Raw genomic sequence first — 16,837 nt, forward strand, 5'->3', positions numbered from 1 at the left:
TTGATGTTCCGGAGGCGAAGGCATGGAAGTCCAGACATTATCAATCGTGGTTCCCGCGGGTTGTTATAACCGTTGCCGGTTTTGTGTTTCACGGCTTCACGACGACAGCCACTATATCAATCAGATCGAGAAAAACAAACGGTTAAAGCATCTGTACCGGAGGGATTATATGGCCCGGCTCGCGTTTGCCCGCGATAACGGGTGTAATACCATCATTCTGACGGGGCGCGGAGAACCGATTCTCAATCCCGGTTTTCTCGAAAACCTCTCGACATGGAACCAGTCGCTCGAACATCCTTTCCGCTGGATGGAGCTGCAAACCGCCGGAGCGGGTCTCGACCGGGAGAAGCTCAAATGGCTCAGAAACGAAATCAAGATCGCAACCATATCGGTCAGCCTTTCGAGTATCTTTTCCGACGACGAAAACGCCGATTACAATCGTACCCCGGACAACCTGAAGGTCGATATCGCTTCGTTGTGCCGTGAGATAAAGGAGCTCGATTTCAATCTCCGTCTGTCGCTGAACATGACGGATTTCTATAACGGGAAACGCCCTGAAGCGGTTTTCGAACGGGCGCTGCGGCTCGGGGCAGACCAGCTGACATTCCGTGTGTTGTATAAAACGCCCGAACCGGACGGCATAGAGGTGGGGAAGATCAACGAATGGATCGACGAACATCGCTCGTGTGAGGCGACGCTCCTCGCGATCAAGGAGCATATCGTCGCAAAGGGAAAAAAACTCGAACGCCTCCCCTTCGGCGCGCTTCGCTATTCGGTTTCGGGTATTTCAACGGTGCTCGACGACGACTGCATGAATGTGGAGGCGAAGGAAGTACTCAAATACCTCATTCTGAGACCGAACTGCAAACTTTATACGAAATGGGACGATCCCGGTTCCCTGCTGTTTTAGACGATATGTTCGAACCGAAAAATACTATTTCCGATACGGGAGTTGCGGATAATGGATGAAAAAGCCGAACGAAAAAACGAATGGACCCCCTCGAGCTGGCAAAATAAAAAGGCGCTTCAACAGCCGGTCTACCGGGATGATGAGGGGTACCGGAGGGTGATCGGGCGGCTTACGAGTTATCCGCCCTTGATTTCACCGGGTGAAATCGACCGTCTCAAACGGAAAATCGGTGAGGCGGGGGAAGGAGAAGGATTCATTTTACAGGGGGGGGACTGCGTCGAGCGTTTCATCGATTGCAACGAAAGGACGATCACCAACAAGTTCAAGATCATTCTGCAGATGAGTGTGATCCTCACCTATGCGGCGAGAAAACCGGTCATCAGGATCGGACGAATCGCCGGGCAGTATTCGAAACCCCGCTCCAATGAAACGGAAGTGATAAAGGGCGTCGAGATTCCCGTATACCGCGGGGACGGCATCAATGGTTACGATCCGGAGAAAGCGAAGCGGGAGCCCGATAGTCTGAGGCTTTTGGAAAGTTTTTATCATTCGGCTGTCACCATCAATTATATCCGGGCCCTGATCGCGGGCGGGTTCGCCGACCTGCACCGGCCCTTTACATGGAATCTCTATGAAATCGAACAAACTGAAAAATGGCCCGAATACCGCGACATTCTGGAACAGATCCTCGATGCGATACGTTTTATGGAAACATTCGGCGGGGTCAATACCGATACACTCGGCAGTATCGAGTTCTATACCTCGCACGAGGGGCTGCACCTGGGTTATGAGGAGGCGATGACGAGACGGGATGAACGGCTCGGCCGTTACCTCAACTGCGGAGCGCATATGCTCTGGATCGGTGAAAGGACCAGGCATCCGGACGGCGCGCATGTCGAATATTTCAGGGGGGTCGATAATCCGATCGCCATAAAAATCGGTCCGTCAATCGACAAGGATGAGATGACCGGTCTGATCGGCATACTCAATCCGAAAAACGAAAAGGGAAGAATCACGATCATCACGAGACTCGGCAGGGACAGGGCGGGCGACGTTCTTCCCGGCCTGATTGCGGCAGTACGGAAATCCCGCCAGTCGGTCACCTGGAGCTGCGATCCCATGCACGGCAATACCGATATCACCGAAACCGGAGTGAAAACACGGAATTTCGACAATATACTCGGGGAATTGAAGGAAAGTTATGTCATCCACCGGGACCGGAAGAGCATCCTGTCCGGCGTCCATTTCGAACTTACCGGCGATGATGTCACCGAATGTATCGGGGGGGCGGTCGACCTGACGGCCAACGATCTTTCACGGAATTATCAATCATATTGCGATCCCCGTCTCAATTACGCGCAGAGTATGGAGATGGCCTTTCTCATCGCGAAATTGATTAAAACATAGAAACGGAGGATATATATCGATGGATCTTTTTACGGCGATTGAAAAAAGGCATAGTTACCGGGGGGATTTCAGGGACATTCCGATCCCGAGGAAGGATCTCGAAAGGATCGTTGATGCCGGAATCCGGGCCCCTTCGGGGAGAAATGAACAGACAACGGCGTTTGTCATTGTCGACGATGAATCCAGGCTCCGGGACTTAGCCGGTATCGTGAAAAAACCGGTCGTCTCGTCGGCGAAGGCGGTCATTGCCTGTATCGTCGAACACCGCCCGGTTTACAAGGGGATTTCGTTCGCGGTCGAGGATTGCGCCGCGGCAACGGAGAACATGCTGCTGGCGATTACCGCGCTCGGGTACGCATCGGTGTGGATCGACGGGAATATCCGTGTTGACGGAAAGGCGGAAAAGCTGAAACGCCTGCTGCGTCTGCCGGATAACCGGGAGGTCCGGGTCATCCTGCCCCTGGGTGTCCCCGTGGAATCATGCGCGCAAAAGGAAAAAAAGCCGTTTGAGGAGCGGGCATGGTACAATGAATACGGCGGAGAAGAATAGGCGGGCGGCGCGATGACAATGATTCGTTTTGTTTTCATTACCCTTGTCTGCCTCTTGTTTTTTTTCTGCTGCGAGAATGACGGAAGGAACCTTCCTCCCGGACTCTATGCGGATATCGAAACAAACAGGGGGACGTTTACTCTCAGACTCGACTTTGACAAACTGCCGATGACCGTTTCCAATTTCGTCGGTCTTGCTTCCGGTTTGTTCAAAGACGGCGGAAGCATCGGGCGCCGTTTTTACGAAAATACCGTATTTTACGATGTCATAGACAATCTCATGGTCGCAGGCGGAGATCCTTACGGTGACGGCCGGGGCGGTCCCGGTTATACGATACCATATGAATCCAATCCGGGAGTAACGCATAATGTCCCTTATACCATTTCGATGGTCAGGTGCGGGAACGAGGTCCATGGAAGCGGGTTCGCCGTTTACCGTGTCCCCGCCCCCTGGCTCGACGGCCTGCAGCCCGCTTTCGGCAGGGTGATACGCGGCACGGAAACCGTCGATGCCCTTCAGCGGGGAGATTATATAAAGAAAGCGACCGTTATACGGATTGGAAGCGCGGCAAACGCATTCAGGGTCGATGACGATATGTTCGAGAAACTTCGGGGCAATGTGACGAACAGGATACGGGACCGGAAGCGGAGTGTGATGGAAAATCAGCGCCTGGAGCTCGAGCGGCGCCTGCCGGGGGTTGCCGAAAATCCCCAGGGGTTGGCCGATCTGATCGAACGGGAAGGGGAGGGTGAACCCCCGGAAGAAGGAGACAGACTCGTCATTGTCTATACGGTCGAACTCCCCGACGGGTCGGTTATCATGAGTTCACAAAGCTCAACCGATTATTCGATATTTATCACCGGCGATATCATCAAGGGATTGAAAGAGACGATCATGCAGATGAAAAAGGGCGAATCGAGGGTGATCGTCGTTCCTCCGGACTATGGTTTCGGCGGATCGGGAGTACCCGGACTCGTCCCACCAGATACTTTTCTCATTTTCAGGATCGAGCTTGTCGATTATGATACGCAAACGGCCTCCGATGGCGTATCCTCTTCCGGCGGCTGGGTTTTTACCTCTCCGTTAGGGAAAGCGGGTGAAGAAGCGGCGCCGCGCGCGGGATCGGAACAACAATAAATGAGAGGGTGAGGTATGGAATCGAGAAAGGACTACCGGTTCGTCTTGATCTGGATCGTTCTGTATGCCGTTGCCATGGGATTACTTGAAGCGGCCCTGGTCGTGTATCTGCGCGAACTCTACTACCCCGGCAATATCCGACTGATATTTCCCGTTACGATGTTTTCACGCGGGGATCTTCTTTTGGAACTTTGCAGGGAGGCGGCGACGGTCGTCATGATCCTGGCAGTCGCGGTTCTGGTCGAAAAGAAAAAGCCGGTCCGGGTTTTTGCCTGTTTCGTGCTTATCTTCGGCATATGGGATCTCACCTATTATCTGTGGCTGAAGGTGTTCATCAACTGGCCGCTCGATTTCCTCGAGTGGGATGTCCTCTTTCTCATTCCCTGGGTCTGGTTGGGGCCGTGGCTCTGTCCCGCCCTTATCTCCGTTCTCTTTATTGTCTGGGGCGGCATTGTGCTTCTTTCTTCAAGAGATATATCGTTCACACTTCCCGGTTTTCTTGTTTTTCTTTTGGGGTGCATCCTCTGCCTTGCCGCTTTTCTCGAACCGGGGCTGCGGATATTGCTGGAACAGGGGCCCGAAGGTTTTTCGACGTATATGCCCCGTGATTTCCTGTGGTGGCTTTTTCTGCCGGGTTTTCTGCTTGTGGCGGCGGGACTCGGCTCGGCCGTCGTCCGCATGCGGGACCTTCCGTGACATGCCTTCCCCGTTCGGATATTGAGTTTCGCGTTTGGGTCGTTATCGCTTCCCGATGCCCTGTCTTTTTTCCCGAATCGGATTTGACAAACGGCTGCTTCTCACCCTACAATTGATAGAGGCGGACCGATGTGAAATGCCGCGGGATCCCTTTTTTAAGGATCGATCGCGTGGAACGGTCGCGTCACGGTATTTCAGGCAAAAGGGCGGATTGAACCATGAAAAACTTCGCGTTGTTCGTCTCCCTTCCCTGTGTCCTCATGCTGGGGGAAGGATGCGGCGCGGGCCCTCCCGGTCAAAAGGAGTGCGGTATGCTCGCACGGGAAATGGTCGATCACCTTGTCCGAGAGCATTATGATGAAGTATACCGGCAATGTAATCTGCTTCTCAAAAACAAGGTCTCGAAAGAGGCGTTTATCGCCGGGTGGGAAGGATTCGTCCGGCCGTACGGAACGTTCAGGAACGTACTCAATGAAGAGAGCGAGGTAACGGGCGAGTTCAGGTCGGTGTATATCACCTGTCAATTCGAAGCCGGCGCGATCGACGTAAAAATCACGTTCACCCCGCGAAAAACAATCACCTCACTCACGGTCGTCCCCGCCTATTCGGCCCTTGCCTACGTCCCGCCGGACTACGTAAAGACCGGTTTTTTCGAGGAAAAGGAAGTGATCGTGGAAACGGCCGGGTGGAAATTGCCGGGAACGCTTACCGTACCCCGCGGCAAAGGACCGTTTCCCGGCCTCGTTCTGGTTCATGGTTCGGGACCGAACGACAGGGACGAGACGGTCGGTCCCAACAAACCTTTTCGCGACATCGCGTGGGGGTGCGCTTCGAACGGCATAGCCGTGTTGAGGTACGAGAAACGGACAAAGCATTACGGGGCGATTCTTGTAAAGGAAGAACACACCATCACCGTCATGGAAGAAACGATCGCGGACGCGATCCGGGCGGCCGCTTTGCTTCGCGGGGAGGAAAAAATAGTCAGCGATCGTGTTTTTCTTCTCGGTCACAGTCTCGGCGGAATGCTCGCCCCGCGGATCGGCTCTCTGGATAAGGAGATCGCCGGCTTCATCATCATGGCGGGCCCGACAAGGAAACTCGAAGATATCATTCTCGAACAGACCGCTTATCTGGCTCGGCTCGACGGGATGATCTCTGAAGACGATAAAAAGAAGATCGGCGAACTGGAGACGGCGGCAGAGCTTATAAAGAGTGAAGGGCTCGCCCCCGATACCCCGAAAGAAAAGCTTATGGGATTGCAGGCGGCCTATTGGCTCGATTTGCGTGATTATCGTCCGATCGATACGGCAAAGAGAATAAGCCGGCCATTGCTGATCCTGCAGGGGGCGCGCGATTACCAGGTAACGGTCGAAGATTTCAATGCGTGGAAAGCCTCGCTCGGCGGAAAGGAAAATGTCGGGTTCAGGTTGTACGAGCGGCTCAATCATCTTTTCATGAGCGGGGAAGGTAAAAGCACGCCGCAGGAATATCAGACGCCCGGCCACGTCGACCGCGCGGTCATCGACGATATATGCGAATGGATTTCACGGCACAAAACCGGCAGGTAAACGATAAACGGAAGGCCGTCGGCCCGGATGAGTTTATAGGGAGGAAAAGCGTATGCAAGAACGAAGAAGACACAAACGTATTAATATCTCATTGGATGTGGAGTACAATATGAGTCGGGAACAAGCCTCCTACGGAGCTGATTCCAAAAATCTCAGCCAAAGCGGTATCTGCCTGATAACGCGTTCGTCGCTGATCCCGGGCCAGATTCTGGATCTCAAATTCACGCTTCCTGCGGGTTCCGGAAAAATCAAGGTGACCGGGAAAGTCATCTGGGAAGATTATATCAGCGAAAAAGAATATTATATCAATGGTATCGAGTTTATCGAAATCGAACGATCGGATGTCGAACTGCTGAGCAAGTTCGTCGATAAAGCCACTTTTATTATGTAGAAAAACTCACGTCTTCATCCCCGCCGCTCACGATCCGGGTTTTGCTTCCGAAAGAACGTATATAGCCGGAATTTTATCCGTTTCCAGAGTGACGGTTTTTGCGGCGTTTTTTTCCTCGGCGGATTCCATTTCATGTAATCCCTGTCTTCAAGGCCCATAACGACAACCTACTCGTCCAGCCTCATCCTGTCAAGGCCGGAATGTGGGGCTTCTTGACAGATGTGACGAATCTCTTTACACTTGGGCAGCCGGTAACGGGAACGGCGGGATGCGGCTTTACGGATATCTTTGGCATTGATGAAAGCGGCCGTTTTTTGAAAAAGACAGATGAGGAGAAAATGATGGATATAAACGATGTAAAACACGTCAATATCGATGTCGAGGTGCTGCGGCGGTTCACATTTGATGTCTTTTGCGGTCTTGGTGTTCCAGAGGCGGAAGCGCGGGTTTGTACCGATGTGCTTATAACCGCAGACCTTCGGGGTATCGATTCGCACGGTATCGGGAGGCTCTCCCTTTATTATGACCGTATAAAAGCAGGGATCCAGAAACCGGTCACGGACATCACGATCGTAAAGGAAACGGAAACAACGGCGACCATCGACGGCGGGCACGGCATGGGCCATTTCGTCGCATACAAGGCCATGAGGCTGGCGATCGACAAGGCCAGGATGTACGGTATGGGAAGCTCCGCGGTCCGTAACTCGACGCATTTCGGGATCGCGGGTTACTACGCGCTTATGGCGGTCGAGGCGGGGATGGTCGGGGTGAGTATCACCAACGCGCGTCCCTCGATTCCGCCCACATTCGGGGTCGAACCGATGTACGGCACCAATCCGCTGACATTCGGCGCTCCCACGGACGAACCCTTTCCCTTTCTCATCGATTGCGCGACCTCGATTTCACAACGCGGTAAAATCGAACTCCTCGACCGGGCGGGGAAACCCACCCCCGAAGGGTGGGCGATCGACGCGGAGGGAAAGCCCCATACGGAAACGAAAAAACTTCTCAAAGACCTTGTGGACGGGACCGCCGCCCTTCTGCCCATGGGGGGCGCGGGCGAGGAACTCGGCGGCCACAAGGGATACGGGTGGGCGATCATGATCGAGATCCTTTCCGCCGCGCTTCAGGACGGCGCCTTTCTGAAAGGTTTGAGCGGGTACGACGACGACGGGAACCGAACGCCGTACCGGCTGGGCCATTTTTTCGCCGCGATCAATATCGAGAATTTCCTGCCGCTTCCGCGCTTTAAAAAGACGGCGGGGGAGATCCTTCGCCGGCTCAGGAACTCGAAAAAGGAACCGGGACAACAAAGGATTTACACCGCGGGTGAAAAGGAATACGAGACGGAGGTCTTAAGGAAGCGCGGCGGCATCCCGGTGAACGAAAACCTGATGAAACAGCTTGTCAGGATGAAAGAAGGACTCGGCCTTTCGGGGTACGACGGGGTGTTGTCAGCATAGATTGTGAAGGTGTTCGACGCTCTTGAGCACCGCGGTCACGTCGCATTCCGGTTCCGCCTCGCCGAACGAAGTGTCGTCGAAGGACAGGTCGTCGAACGACGATTCACCGATGAGGCTCCGCACGATGTTGCCGGTTCCGGCGGCGAGGACGCCGGGGTTGTACCCGCCTTCAAGACAAAAGACGATACGGCCGGAGCACAGTTTTTTCGCGGCGGCTGCAAGCGACCCGCACATCCAGTGATAGGTGCGCAGCCCGAGTCCCGTCTCCGAGAGCCGGTCGGCGCGGTGGGCGTCGAAGCCGACGGAGATAAAAATAAAATCGGGCCGGAAACGGTCGAGTACCGGCAGAACGATTTTCGTAAAGGCGCCGGTATAGGCGTGGTCGCCCGCGAATGGGGGAAAGGGAATGTTGACGGTCGTGCCTTCCGCCTCTCCCTCGCCCCGTTCGAGCAGCGCCCCGGTTCCCGGATAATGGGGGTACTGGTGTATCGAGACGTACAGCGCGGCGGGATTCTTATAGAAAATCTCCTGCGTTCCGTTTCCGTGATGGACGTCGATATCGACGACGGCCGCTTTTTTGCATGATGGATCTTTCAGGGCGGCTTTCATGCCGATGGCGACCGTGTTGAAGAGGCAGAAGCCCATGGACCGGTAGGTCGTCGCGTGATGGCCGGGCGGCCTGGCCAGGACGATGCCGTTCGAAAGGTCGCCCGCGAGAATCGAACGGGTCAGGTCGATCATTCCGCCCGCCGCCATGGACGCTGCTTCATACGAATATTGGTTAACGTAGGTATCCTCGTCGATCTGGCCGTATCCTTCGCTGCACAGTTCGCGGACGAGCCGGACGAGCGATGGGTGGTGGCAGGTGCAGAGTTCGTCTTCGGAAGCAGGCCTTGCCGCTGCCTTCACCATGCGGGAAAGAAGCCCGCGTTCTTCGAGGTACTCCATGATCGCCCGAAGCCGCCCGGGGTTTTCCGGATGGCCGGGAAGATCGTGTTTCAGGAAAATGTCGTCGTAAACGTATCCCGTCCGCATCGGTCTCAATACTATGACAAAAAATAAAATGTTGCAAGAGAAAGGCGGTCGTCAATAAAAAACTTTCGTTTTTACGAAATCAGGCCGTTTTATTCGGGTAGGGGCAGAAGCGGGTAATTTCACATTCGGGACAAAGGGGTTTTTTCGCCTTGCACCGGTACCTGCCGTGATAGTTTACGTGCAGGGAGAAACCGGTCTGTTTTTCTTCGGGAATAATCTCACGCAATTCACGTTCGATCCGGTCGGGGTTCGCCGATGTACTCAGGGAAAGGCGGTCCGCGACGCGTTTCAGGTGGGTGTCGACCATGATCGCCGGGATGCCGAAACAATGTCCCGCGACGACATTGGCCGTTTTGCGGCCGCAGCCGGGAAGCGACGCCATTTCATCGATACTTTGCGGGACCTCGCCGCCGAAGCGTTCGACAATGGCCGCCGAGGCGTTCTTGATCGCCTTTGCCTTGTTGCGGTAGAATCCGGTCGAGCGGATGATGGTTTCGAGGCCGGGGAGGGGGGCGGCGGCGAGGTTCCGCGCGTCCGGGTATGTTTTGAAGAGCGCAGGGGTGACCTTGTTGACCTGCCCGTCCGTGCATTGCGCGGCCAGGATCGTGGCAATGAGGAGTTCGAACGCGTTTGTGTAATCGAGCAGGGGTTTGGGATCGGGATAGACCGATTCGAGTATCGAAAGTATTTCAAGCGCCCTTTTGCTTTTTTCTTCTTTTGAAGTATCCATCGATTTCATCTCCCGTCAGAGTATTCAGCACGTCCGCCTTTTCACACCACGCCTTCCTCGCCATGGTGAGGCCGAATGCGATATCGTCGAAGCCGTCGATATCATGGGTGTCCGGACTCAGGCAGATGAGGATGCCCCGCTCTTTCGCCCTTTTGAGAAACTCCCAGTCCGGATCGAGGCGGTGCGGGTTGCAGTTGTGTTCGAGAACGGCACCGGAGGAGGCGAGTGCGTCGAGGATCCGTTCCTCGTCGTAGGGGTAGCCATCGCGAGAAAGGAGCAGCCTCCCGCTGATATGGCCCAATATTGTCAGCCAGGGATTGGCGATCGCCCGGACGAGGCGTTCGGTCGCCTCTTCCTTTTTCATGGTGAGCTTCGAATGGATAGAGCCGATCGTGAAATCGAGTGAGGCGAGTACTTCGTCGGGGTAGTCGAGGCTTCCGTCGGAAAGAATATCGGACTCGATCCCTGAAAAGACGCGGAAGGGGGCGGTCTCTTCGTTTATCCGCTTTATTTCCGCATTCTGTTCCCGAAGGCGTTCGATCGAAAGCCCGCCCGCGTAATAGGCGCTTCGGGAATGATCCGTAAGGCAGAGATACGAAAACCCGCGGTGTTTGCATGCTTCGGCGAGTTCCCTGATGGTGTACCTGCCGTCGGAATAGTTCGAATGGACATGGATCATCCCCCTGATATCGGTCTTTTCGATAAGGCGGGGAAGTGCGCCCTTTTCAGCCGCCCCGATTTCACCCGCTGCCTCCCTCAATTCGGGGGCGATCCACGGAAGACCGAGCAGCCGGTAGACGTCTTCTTCCTTTTCCGCGGCAAGGCGTTCATCGCCCCGGTAAACCCCGTACTCGTTCAGTTTCAGGCCGGCATCCTTTGCCCTGCCCCTCAGCATCGTGTTGTGTTCTTTCGAACCGGTGAAGTACTGGAGCGCGGCGGCTGAGGATTCCTCCGGGACGATTCTGAAATCCACCTGGAGGCCGTGACGCCGGATCGATACTTTTGTCGGCCCCGAAGCGATAATCCCGTCTGAGTCCGCAAGTCCGATAAGCGACGGGGCGATCTTTTCCGGCGGCGTACCGGTTTTGGGGACGACGAGAATATCGGCGTCCTTCACGTATTTTTTCCCGCGCCTGAGGCTGCCCGCGACCGTGACCGATTTAAAAAAACCCGAGGCTTCGAGTATCTTTTTTATCTCTTCCGCGACCGCCGCCGCTTCGTGGAGGAGAAAACTTCCACGGTTCGTCTTTCTGAACTCGATCGCCTTGAGGATCTTTTCCTGGCTTTTTTCACCGAACCCATCGAGTGAGAGAAGGCGGTTTTCCCTGCACGCGTACTCGAGTTCGCCCAGGCCGGTGATCCCGAGTGTCTTCCAGACCGCCCGCACCTTTTTGGGCCCCATTCCCTGGAGGGTAAGAAGTTCCGTGACGCCTTCCGGGATCGACGCCTTGAGAGCTTCGAGGTCGGACGACATGCCGTCAGCGAGAATCTCCATGATGATTTTCCGGATCGAGGCCCCGGCACCCTTGATCGCGGGGAGATTGCCGCCCCGGGCGCAGCGTTCGAGCGGTTCCGGGTAGGTTTCGACCGACCGGGCCGCGGCCAGAAAGGCCCGTGTCTTGAAGGGGTTTTCGCCCATGAGTTCCATGTAGGTACCGATGTCGCGGAGGATATCCGCGATGTCCCGATTGTCCATACCAGCCCGTAGTATCGCATATTTATATAAAAATGAAAATATTAAAGCGCGGCACTTGACATTTTTTTTCATTTCTGGTTATATTTACCCGTTCAATAACAATCCCCTGTAGCTCAGCTGGTAGAGCGGGTGGCTGTTAACCACTAGGTCGGCAGTTCGAGTCTGTCCGGGGGAGCGAGAAAAATCCCGGCAAAAAGCCGGGATTTTTTTTGCTCTTCCGGTCAGGTGAGAAGTGGCGAAGAAATATTTCGAGTGAAGCGATGAAATATTTCAGGCACAAGACTGCGAAGCAGTCTTGTGCGGGCAGTCTCGAGTCTGTCCGGGGGAGTAAGTTGGCATTCTGCGAACCCTCGTAGAGTGCCTTTTTTTTTGCCTTTTCATATTTAGATTTGAACTCTAATATCTCGTTCTTCAATAGGAACTTATACGGCTCTTTCCAAAGAATCTGGGCGACATCATTATCTATAATCACCCCATCAGCCATTATCCCCAGAAGTTTTGTCTTTTTATTATAGGATTCTGCGAGGAACTTTATCGGATTGTCCCGAAGTTCATCTACCAAATCCATTACTTCAAGAATAATTTTACTATAATCTGAATTGAGCAATTTCTGTCGTTCTAATAAGAGTCCTGCTTCTCTGTCATACTCATCCATTTTCCGTTTTACAGAGTCCCTATCTATTTCTCCTCCCATAAACAGGTCAATGAGTTTATCCTTTTTCTCGTCTATATGAAGTATGCTTTTGGCTATGTCTTTTTTGCCTTTTTTATTATTTTCTGCTCTCTGTTCCAGGATTTCTTTTGCTACAGTTTTGACCCTATCAGCAAAATCGGGCGAATACCTCATTTCTCGGACAGCAGAATCCAGCATCTCAAAAATCTTCTTTTCAGGTATATAAACCTGTCGTGGGGAATTAGGACAAGTGTGTTTGTAATAAATATAGGTTCCTTTTTTCAGGTCTCCTGTCATCATCAAACCGCAGGAACATTTTAAGTATTTCGCAAGCAGAAATGTAGGTTCGTTTTCAGTGCGACCAACATAACTGCTTTCCAACCTTTTCATCCTCTCTTCAAATCTATGCTTTGAAAAATATGGTTGATGATTTCCTTTATAGGCTTCGCCCTGATAAAGAAATTCCACTGCATAAAAACATTTAGTAAGTAGAGAATACATATTACCCTTTGTCCATTTCTTTCCCGTTCGGTTGGTAATCCCTGCTTTATTGATAAACCTTACAAACTGTTTCAGGGAATAATCGCCGGTATCAAAGCTATCAAAAATATATCGTAAATCTTTTTCTACAGCAGGGTCAATCTCGTGTTGCTTTTTTTCTTTGTTGTAACAGTATCCAAATAATGCCCTACCAGGGGCAACACCTTTAAGGGCTTTGTATTTGTTTGCCATTCTAACATCGTAGGAAATTTTATCCGACCAGTGTTTGTTGATTGTCGTTTCAATACCCAAATACATTCTGTCAGTGTGTGTTGAGTCTTTTGAAAATATCCTTCGGTCCTGAAAAAAATGTATGCAAAAATCCTGATTATCTACCAACTTTTCTATTCTATTCAAATCTGGAAAATTGCGGGACATTCTATCACTGGATTTGAAGATAATGTTTTTAATACCAAAGTAAAGAGCCAAATCCAACATCTGGTTAAATACCTTGCGACCTTCATTTTTAGCACTTTCAACCACATTAAATATCTGGGTAAGGTGCAGATGATTACGGGTGGCATAACTACGAGCATTTTCTTCCTGGTTTTCACGAGAGTTACCATCGTCCTGAACATCACTTGAAATTCGGGCATAAGCAAATGCAGGGATTTTATTTAGTTCTTGTGCTTCTCTTATAGCTTCAACTATTTTCTTGTATAATTTCCGATTTTCTTCCATAACTTTACAACTTTGGGACATATTGTAACATAGAAGGGCTGAAATTTAAAATAATTTTGGAAAATAGTTGGAGAAATAGTTTGGCTATTTATTAGCATCTATAAATCTTATTTTAATAAAATTATAGGCGATACAATTTTTGGAATAAGCTTTCCGCTTTTCAATCGTATATATCCCGCATATATTGGTCGTATTAAAGATGTTAGTTGGTTTTTCACAAAGAGATTACCAGACATATTGCGATAGTCATTTTCGTCTGTTACTTTCTTCACCGATTGCGGTGAAAATCCTTTTGAAAATAGATTAAAAACCATTCTAATTATTCGTGCCTCTAACGGTTCAATGGTTACTGTCCCATCACTATTCACTTTATAACCATACAGCTGTTCATGAGCATCATGTATGGCTTGCCCGGCATCATCCCATGCTTTCCTGCCCCGCCGCAATATCGCGTTGATGATTTATTCCCAGTTATCGTGCTTCCGGTAAAAATCATATTCCATCAGTCTTATCCGGTTTTCGCGGACTTCGGCATTATGATTGCGGGGTAATTATTTTTATTACTGAATATGAACTATGTATACTGCCCCGTCGTAATTATCGAAGAATACATCTTCAACAAAAGTTCCGGGAGCGCCTATTACAATATAATTTCCGTCAATATCAACAGAACGTCCGAAAAGATCAGCATCTGTATCAGGCGGATATATTTTTTCCAGTTCTTCCCAGCTGTTGTCTCCTGTCCTCTGAAACAGGCGTACTATATTTCCGTAATCGTATCCTGCAACGGCGTAATCACCGTCAATTGCTACCGAAGAAGCGATGAACGGTAATCCTGTATCTCCGTCTACAAGCAGTACGCCTGAATCCCATATATTGGCGGAAGTTCGGTGGTATATGTATACACCCGTACCGTTATTGTTATCGACAATAATATAATCCCCGCTGATATCTACTTCAGATCCAAACTGATCATTTTCTTTAGCTGATGTTCCGGTAAGCTTGACTTCATTTCCCCAGGCATTCAGGCCGGTCCTCTGGAAGACATATACAGCTCCTGCATTCGTATCAATTTCATCATCCCTGTACGCGCCGATTACCGCATAATCTCCATCAATAGCCGCGTCGAACCCGAAGTAATCGCTCTGCTCGGGATCAGGATTAGGCAGCTCAGCGTATTCTCCCCAGGTATCAACGTCTGTTTTATGGAATATATATGCTGCGCCGATATTTCCATCGGACACGGAATCGATCATAGGAGCTCCGCCGATAATATAATCTCCGCTGATATCAATTGATGCAGAAAATTCATCTGTAGCTCCATCGCCGGAGGGAGAAATGAGGATGTCCGCATTTGTCCAGGACCCGGCGCCATCACCGACGGCAAGGAAAATACCACCACCTCCATGGTCGAGACTTACCTGTACGCCGCCCAGAAGATAGTTTTCATCCAAAGCAACAGACCAAAAATTGGTTGCATAAGAAGATGCATAATTTGATATTACATCGGCATATTGCCATTCATTTGTATCTGTTCTTTCATATGCTCGTAATAAAGAGTATCCTGCACCGTAATAATCTCTGGTCGCCGCAAAATAATCCCCGCAGACAACTACCTGTTCTCCAAACATCGTTGTGGTTTCTTCGTCCAGCCAATGACCCAGCTGGCGGTAAATGTTAAAGTCCACTTCTACTTCAGCCGAGGCTGTAAAACTGCCATCCGAAGTTGTTGCAGTAATTGTCGCATCTCCTCTTGACAGTGCTTTTACCTCTCCGCCCAAAACTGTGGCTACCGAAGTGTCGCTGCTTTCCCATATTACTGATCTATCACTGGCGTTCCCGGGTATTACAGTGGGTGTAATCGTTACTGAATCTCCCGCATTTATAGTGGTTTCTGTAATATCAAGTTCTATACCTGTAACGGAAATCCATTCACAGCTAACCGTACATATATCAGTTACAGCGCTGTCATCGCTTGTAAGAGTAATTGTCGCTGTACCGACCCCGACTGCTTCGACAAGACCGTTTTCATCTACCGTGGCTGCTGATTCGTTATCACTTGACCATGAAACAGAAGGATCGGAAGCATTCGCGGGAAGCACATTATATACGAGAGACTGTGATGAACCTACTCCGATTGTCACTGAATCTTCAATGATATTGACACCCAAAACCGGCAGCCATTCCACATGTACTGTACATGAATCACTGTATCCGCCGTCTACGCTGGTTACTGTTACTACTGTATCTCCCGCTGCAACAGGAGTGATTGTTATACTGTGGTCACTGGAATCTTCTGATATTGTTGCAACAAGATCATTGGAATTCGTCCAGTCCATATTATCTTCGGATACTTCCTCCGGCAATACATCAGGTACAAGCTTTTCTTCGGTTCCTATGTAGACCGTTATTTCATCCGGCAAATCAACATCCGAAACATGCACAAATATAGATGTAACTATACAAGTATCTGTAAATCCGCCATCCTCCGTAGTTACAGTAATAACAGCTGTTTCTTCCGTATCTGACAGGGAATAGACTGTTACTTCGTTTCCATCATCAATAATATATGCTGTGGAACTGTCACTTGTCGTCCAGGTTACTTTCTTGTTTTCGGCAGTATCAGGTGTTACTGTTGCTGTCAGCACTTCCGTATAGCCTGTTACTATTGTTGTTTCATGAGTATTAAGGCTGACACCACTCACCACAGCCGAATCAGCGCCGGACTTTTCTACACTCGGACATGCTGTCAATAATATAAATACAGAAGTCATTATCAATGACATCGCATATAATTGTTTTTTCATATTTTTCTCCTGGTAATTTTGTTAAAAGGTATTTTATTTACCATTTAATTTTATTAAAATCGTCAAACGCAATATTCAGAAAAACCGGCCTTTTCTTTATACTCCTCTGTTTTGAGTTTGTCAGTTTCCTGCACTTGGCTGTTCCATCTAATTCGTTATAATAATAGAAACTGACAAACTCATTACAATCGGAAATACTGACAATTTAATTAATTGTCAGTATACATCACTGGAAATTCATCAAATCAGGATGTCTGTGTAATTGAAAGTCTCAAATGATTCAATAAATCAAGGTTTTGTAACAGCTTTATGTAGCTGTATTTATCTATGTTTAGAGACAATATACCATAAATATTTAATAAATTCAATATTATTGTTACCTAACCTGAGTGATTTTTGCCTATTGAAAAAAATACATCCTTGTGGTGAAATAAGTTAGCAAAAAACAAAAATCACCCAGGAGGCGGATTCAGTATGAAGGAAAAAGTCGTTGATGTCAAGAATAGAATCGATAAAATAGAGACAACAGATGACTGTCTGTCCAGCCGAGCCG

The 16,837-nt window shown here is 50.3% G+C and carries 13 protein-coding genes and 1 tRNA gene; 9 read left to right on the forward strand and 5 right to left on the reverse strand.

What is annotated here, in order from left to right; genetic code table 11:
• Positions 1-22 precede the first annotated feature (22 nt).
• The 8 genes from JW881_13445 to JW881_13480 all read left to right on the forward strand — a co-directional run bounded on the left by JW881_13445 (position 23) and on the right by JW881_13480 (position 8,122).
• On the forward strand, positions 23-910 hold the full coding sequence (locus JW881_13445; GenBank protein ID MBN1698514.1) for a radical SAM protein: 888 nt from the start codon (positions 23-25) through the stop codon (positions 908-910).
• 51 nt (positions 911-961) lie between these two features.
• On the forward strand, positions 962-2,317 hold the full coding sequence (locus tag JW881_13450) for a 3-deoxy-7-phosphoheptulonate synthase (protein MBN1698515.1): 1,356 nt from the start codon (positions 962-964) through the stop codon (positions 2,315-2,317).
• A gap of 19 nt (positions 2,318-2,336) precedes the next feature.
• Positions 2,337-2,867: a nitroreductase family protein gene (locus JW881_13455; GenBank protein MBN1698516.1), complete on the forward strand. Its 531-nt coding sequence runs from the start codon at positions 2,337-2,339 to the stop codon at positions 2,865-2,867.
• A gap of 18 nt (positions 2,868-2,885) precedes the next feature.
• Positions 2,886-4,004, forward strand: a complete 1,119-nt coding sequence (locus tag JW881_13460) for a peptidylprolyl isomerase (GenBank protein ID MBN1698517.1) — start codon at positions 2,886-2,888, stop codon at positions 4,002-4,004.
• Between the two features lie 15 nt (positions 4,005-4,019).
• Positions 4,020-4,700: a hypothetical protein gene (locus JW881_13465; GenBank protein ID MBN1698518.1), complete on the forward strand. Its 681-nt coding sequence runs from the start codon at positions 4,020-4,022 to the stop codon at positions 4,698-4,700.
• A 218-nt stretch (positions 4,701-4,918) separates the two neighbouring features.
• Positions 4,919-6,268, forward strand: a complete 1,350-nt coding sequence (locus tag JW881_13470) for an alpha/beta fold hydrolase (protein MBN1698519.1) — start codon at positions 4,919-4,921, stop codon at positions 6,266-6,268.
• A 52-nt stretch (positions 6,269-6,320) separates the two neighbouring features.
• Positions 6,321-6,659 carry a PilZ domain-containing protein gene (locus tag JW881_13475; protein MBN1698520.1) on the forward strand — a complete coding sequence of 113 codons (339 nt, stop codon included), beginning with the start codon at positions 6,321-6,323 and terminating at the stop codon, positions 6,657-6,659.
• A gap of 341 nt (positions 6,660-7,000) precedes the next feature.
• Positions 7,001-8,122, forward strand: a complete 1,122-nt coding sequence (locus tag JW881_13480; protein MBN1698521.1) for an Ldh family oxidoreductase — start codon at positions 7,001-7,003, stop codon at positions 8,120-8,122.
• Here JW881_13480 and JW881_13485 read toward each other — a convergent pair.
• The 3 genes from JW881_13485 to polX all read right to left on the reverse strand — a co-directional run bounded on the left by JW881_13485 (position 8,114) and on the right by polX (position 11,583).
• Entirely contained in the window at positions 8,114-9,157 is a 1,044-nt protein-coding gene (locus JW881_13485; protein ID MBN1698522.1) for a histone deacetylase, read from the reverse strand. The two genes, JW881_13480 and JW881_13485, sit on opposite strands and share 9 nt — an antisense overlap.
• A gap of 79 nt (positions 9,158-9,236) precedes the next feature.
• A complete protein-coding gene (gene nth, locus JW881_13490; protein MBN1698523.1) occupies positions 9,237-9,887 on the reverse strand; it encodes an endonuclease III in 651 nt (216 codons plus the stop codon).
• Complete coding sequence (gene polX / locus JW881_13495; GenBank protein ID MBN1698524.1) at positions 9,847-11,583, reverse strand: DNA polymerase/3'-5' exonuclease PolX; 1,737 nt, start codon at positions 11,581-11,583, stop codon at positions 9,847-9,849. Before polX ends, nth begins: the two co-directional genes overlap by 41 nt.
• 102 nt (positions 11,584-11,685) lie before the next feature.
• Between polX and JW881_13500 the strand changes: the two genes are divergently transcribed.
• Positions 11,686-11,758 (forward strand) — tRNA-Asn (locus JW881_13500).
• On the opposite strand, the gene JW881_13505 is transcribed toward JW881_13500, so the two are convergent.
• Both JW881_13505 and JW881_13510 read right to left on the reverse strand, forming a co-directional pair.
• Positions 11,720-13,054, reverse strand: a complete 1,335-nt coding sequence (locus JW881_13505; protein ID MBN1698525.1) for a recombinase family protein — start codon at positions 13,052-13,054, stop codon at positions 11,720-11,722. The two genes, JW881_13500 and JW881_13505, sit on opposite strands and share 39 nt — an antisense overlap.
• 983 nt (positions 13,055-14,037) lie before the next feature.
• Positions 14,038-16,284: an Ig-like domain-containing protein gene (locus tag JW881_13510; GenBank protein ID MBN1698526.1), complete on the reverse strand. Its 2,247-nt coding sequence runs from the start codon at positions 16,282-16,284 to the stop codon at positions 14,038-14,040.
• Between the last annotated feature and the right edge of the window lie 553 nt (positions 16,285-16,837).

Source organism: Spirochaetales bacterium, assembly GCA_016930085.1.
In the GTDB taxonomy this organism is placed as follows: domain Bacteria; phylum Spirochaetota; class Spirochaetia; order SZUA-6; family JAFGRV01; genus JAFGHO01.

Bases quoted from the DNA above. Each gene is read 5' to 3' on its own strand.
- JW881_13505 (MBN1698525.1), bottom strand. From the start codon at position 13,054: ATGTATTTGGGTATTGAAACGACAATCAACAAACACTGGTCGGATAAA.
- JW881_13455 (MBN1698516.1), top strand. From the start codon at position 2,337: ATGGATCTTTTTACGGCGATTGAAAAAAGGCATAGTTACCGGGGGGAT.
- JW881_13465 (MBN1698518.1), top strand. From the start codon at position 4,020: ATGGAATCGAGAAAGGACTACCGGTTCGTCTTGATCTGGATCGTTCTG.
- JW881_13470 (MBN1698519.1), top strand. From the start codon at position 4,919: ATGAAAAACTTCGCGTTGTTCGTCTCCCTTCCCTGTGTCCTCATGCTG.
- JW881_13510 (MBN1698526.1), bottom strand. From the start codon at position 16,284: ATGAAAAAACAATTATATGCGATGTCATTGATAATGACTTCTGTATTT.
- JW881_13475 (MBN1698520.1), top strand. From the start codon at position 6,321: ATGCAAGAACGAAGAAGACACAAACGTATTAATATCTCATTGGATGTG.
- JW881_13460 (MBN1698517.1), top strand. From the start codon at position 2,886: ATGATTCGTTTTGTTTTCATTACCCTTGTCTGCCTCTTGTTTTTTTTC.
- JW881_13480 (MBN1698521.1), top strand. From the start codon at position 7,001: ATGGATATAAACGATGTAAAACACGTCAATATCGATGTCGAGGTGCTG.
- JW881_13445 (MBN1698514.1), top strand. From the start codon at position 23: ATGGAAGTCCAGACATTATCAATCGTGGTTCCCGCGGGTTGTTATAAC.
- JW881_13485 (MBN1698522.1), bottom strand. From the start codon at position 9,157: ATGCGGACGGGATACGTTTACGACGACATTTTCCTGAAACACGATCTT.
- polX (MBN1698524.1), bottom strand. From the start codon at position 11,583: ATGGACAATCGGGACATCGCGGATATCCTCCGCGACATCGGTACCTAC.
- JW881_13450 (MBN1698515.1), top strand. From the start codon at position 962: ATGGATGAAAAAGCCGAACGAAAAAACGAATGGACCCCCTCGAGCTGG.
- nth (MBN1698523.1), bottom strand. From the start codon at position 9,887: ATGGATACTTCAAAAGAAGAAAAAAGCAAAAGGGCGCTTGAAATACTT.